The organism is Thalassospira sp. UBA1131 (genome assembly GCF_002311515.1).
Taxonomy (GTDB): domain Bacteria; phylum Pseudomonadota; class Alphaproteobacteria; order Rhodospirillales; family Thalassospiraceae; genus Thalassospira.
This window is the reverse complement of the sequence record NZ_DCAO01000063.1, coordinates 22,000-24,647: the sequence shown is the minus strand read 5'-3', so window position 1 is coordinate 24,647 and position 2,648 is coordinate 22,000. Positions and strand designations below refer to the sequence as shown.

General features: G+C 56.5%; 2 protein-coding genes and 2 pseudogenes. 2 read left to right on the top strand and 2 right to left on the bottom strand.

Annotation, left to right across the window (positions count from 1 at the left end; genetic code table 11):
• A pseudogene (locus tag B3Z49_RS09590) lies at positions 1 to 381 on the top strand (acetyl-CoA carboxylase carboxyl transferase subunit beta); the annotation flags it as partial.
• A 1-nt stretch (position 382) separates the two neighbouring features.
• On the top strand, positions 383 to 1,672 hold the full coding sequence (locus B3Z49_RS09585; protein WP_296990365.1) for a bifunctional folylpolyglutamate synthase/dihydrofolate synthase: 1,290 nt from the start codon (positions 383 to 385) through the stop codon (positions 1,670 to 1,672).
• On the opposite strand, the gene B3Z49_RS09580 is transcribed toward B3Z49_RS09585, so the two are convergent.
• Positions 1,673 to 2,284, bottom strand: a complete 612-nt coding sequence (locus B3Z49_RS09580) for an alpha/beta fold hydrolase (protein ID WP_296990363.1) — start codon at positions 2,282 to 2,284, stop codon at positions 1,673 to 1,675.
• A 19-nt stretch (positions 2,285 to 2,303) separates the two neighbouring features.
• Positions 2,304 to 2,648, bottom strand: a pseudogene (locus B3Z49_RS09575) (hypothetical protein); the annotation flags it as partial.

Here is a 2,648-nt window from a genome sequence, read left to right as displayed (position 1 = left end):
ACGGCCGCGATCGAAAAGGTCAAGGAAAAGGGCCTGCCCTATTTCGTGCTCCTGACCGATCCGACCACTGGCGGTGTTTCGGCATCCTTTGCCATGCTGGGTGATATCCAGATCGCAGAACCGGGCGCACAGATCGGCTTTGCCGGGCGCCGCGTGATCGAAAGCACCATCCGCGAAAAACTGCCCGATGACTTCCAGACGGCCGAATACCTTCTGGAACATGGCATGGTGGATATGGTCGTGCCGCGTTCGGAACTGAACGCGACCTTTGGCCGCCTGATCGATATGATCCGTCGCACCAAACCGGGTGCAGCTGTGGTGCCGATCAAGGACGCCAAGGCCAAATCGACCAAATCCAAAACTCCGAGTGCGGATAAATAACTTGGCGGGCAGCGACGCAATCCTTGCTCGCCTTGGCAAGCTGCACCCGAAAGTCATCGACCTTTCGTTAGGGCGGATTACCCGGCTGCTTGAAAAGCTGGGCAATCCGCATCTTTCGCTCCCCCCCGTCATTCATATCGCTGGCACCAATGGCAAGGGATCGACCCTTGCCTATCTGCGGGCAATCTATGAGGCGGCCGGACTTCGGGTGCATTGCTCCACATCCCCGCATCTGGTGCGTTTTCATGAACGCATCACCCTTGCCGGCCAGATGATTTCCGAAGAAGCCCTTTGTGATCTTCTGGAAGAGGTTGAGGCGGTTAATGCAGGGGACTCCATTACCTTCTTTGAAATTACCCAGGCCGCGGCATTCCTTGCCTTTTCGCGGGTTCCAGCCGATATCCTGTTGCTTGAAACCGGGCTGGGTGGCCGTGTCGATGCGTCAAACGTCATCGATAAACCTGCCGCGACCGTGATCACGCCAATCTCACTGGATCATCAAGGGTTCCTCGGTGACACGATTGCCAAAATCGCGTTCGAGAAGGCCGGGATCATGAAAACCGGTATTCCGTGCGTCACAGCCCCACAAAGCCTTGAAGCGTTTAATACGCTGGCCTGTCACGCCAACCGCATTTCGGCCCCGATCTTCAATGATTTCGAGGTCACCCAGGAACGCGAAGACGGCTTTACGATCCGCATCGGGACCGAGCAGATCGATCTCCCACACCCGGCCCTGCCAGGACGCCATCAATACACAAATGCCGCCACCGCGATTGCCACGGTGCGCAAGGCTGGAATTCCCGGCTGTGACGGCAAGGACATCAATATTCTTGCCCGTGGTCTTGAAACCGCAAGCTGGCCCGCACGGCTACAGAAACTTACCAAAGGCCCGCTGTGCGATGCCTTGCCCGATGGCTGCGATCTGATTTTGGATGGTGGCCACAACATTGCCGCGGCCGAGGCAATTGCCGACTGGCTATCGCGCCAACCCGCTGGCGACACCGTTGTCATCATGGGCATGCTTGATAACCGTGATGCGGAAACGTTCCTGAAGCCGTTGGCAACGCATATCACCGCGTTGGCCGGTGTCCCGATCCCCGGCGAACATCAGGCACATCTGCCAGAAACCCTGCGCGACGCGGCAATTGCCTGTGGCATTTCGCCGGCATTTTCCTGTGACGGCTTCGAAGCGGCGATTACCCCGCTTCTTGATGCCTGCCGCACCCCGAAACGGGTGCTTATTCTGGGCTCGCTCTATCTTGCGGGTCTGGTTCTGGAAAAACACGCCTGATCAAGCGTATATGCGTATTTTCTCAATCAATGCTGTAATATCTCCGTCTGACAAGGCGTGCTCGGCATCATTCAACGCTATCTGATCTGTCTGCGGGAAGTGCTGTAAATAGGTTTCGCTATGCGCAAACCCGACAATCTTGTCGTCTTTACTGTGACAGAAATGCATTGGTCTACACCCTGTCAGCACAGCCAGCTCATCCTCCGTCAGCGAAAAATCCGTTACTTCCCAGTCTTCCAGCCCCCAAAATGGGGCAGCGATGCTAAAGATCGCTGCAAAGCGATTGTTATCACGCCAGATTTGCGGATTTCGTGCCAGATATTGCAAGATGGACGATCCGCCAAGTGAATGGCCCATCAATACGGCCCCTGATCGTGCCTGTGAAACCGTCTTTGCGATCTCGGCCAACCACCCATCTATGTCCGGGCGTTCCGGGTCGGGCATCAAAGGGGCGATGATGTGAAACTCGTCACCAAGGGCTTCTTCCAGCCGGGAAATCAGGCCGGTGCTGCCGCTGTTGCCGCCTTGCGGACCCGCACTGTGGATAAAAACCAGATCACGTAACACAGCCATGATGCCTCCGTCGTTTGGAAAACGGTCATCAGAACGCATGCAATCAGACGTCGGGCAATCAAACGTCAGGTAGTTCGATCTTGCGCCGTGCTGAGCCCCTTGCCGGACCATCACCGCCATCTGTACGGCGCAGACGCAGATTGCCCGCCGTATTCTGGCGGCGACGATCGCCCTGGACAAGTGGTGGCAAACCTCTGTCACCCGCAGCATCGCCATCATTTGCAACCTGGGCCGGATCACCGTGTTTGGCAGCTTCGCGTTTGACCTTGCGCCCGGTAATCCAGGTATAGCCAAGAATATAGAGCAAAAATCCACCCACACCGACGGTCAGGGTCAGGAACTGCAACACCGGCAGGAAACTGCCAAAAATCATCCCGCCGCCATAGATCATGAAGATGCAAAG

What these genes read in the sequence shown, in the direction of transcription:
- B3Z49_RS09580 (WP_296990363.1), bottom strand. Translation starts at nt 2,284, where the DNA reads ATGCGTTCTGATGACCGTTTTCCAAACGACGGAGGCATCATGGCTGTG.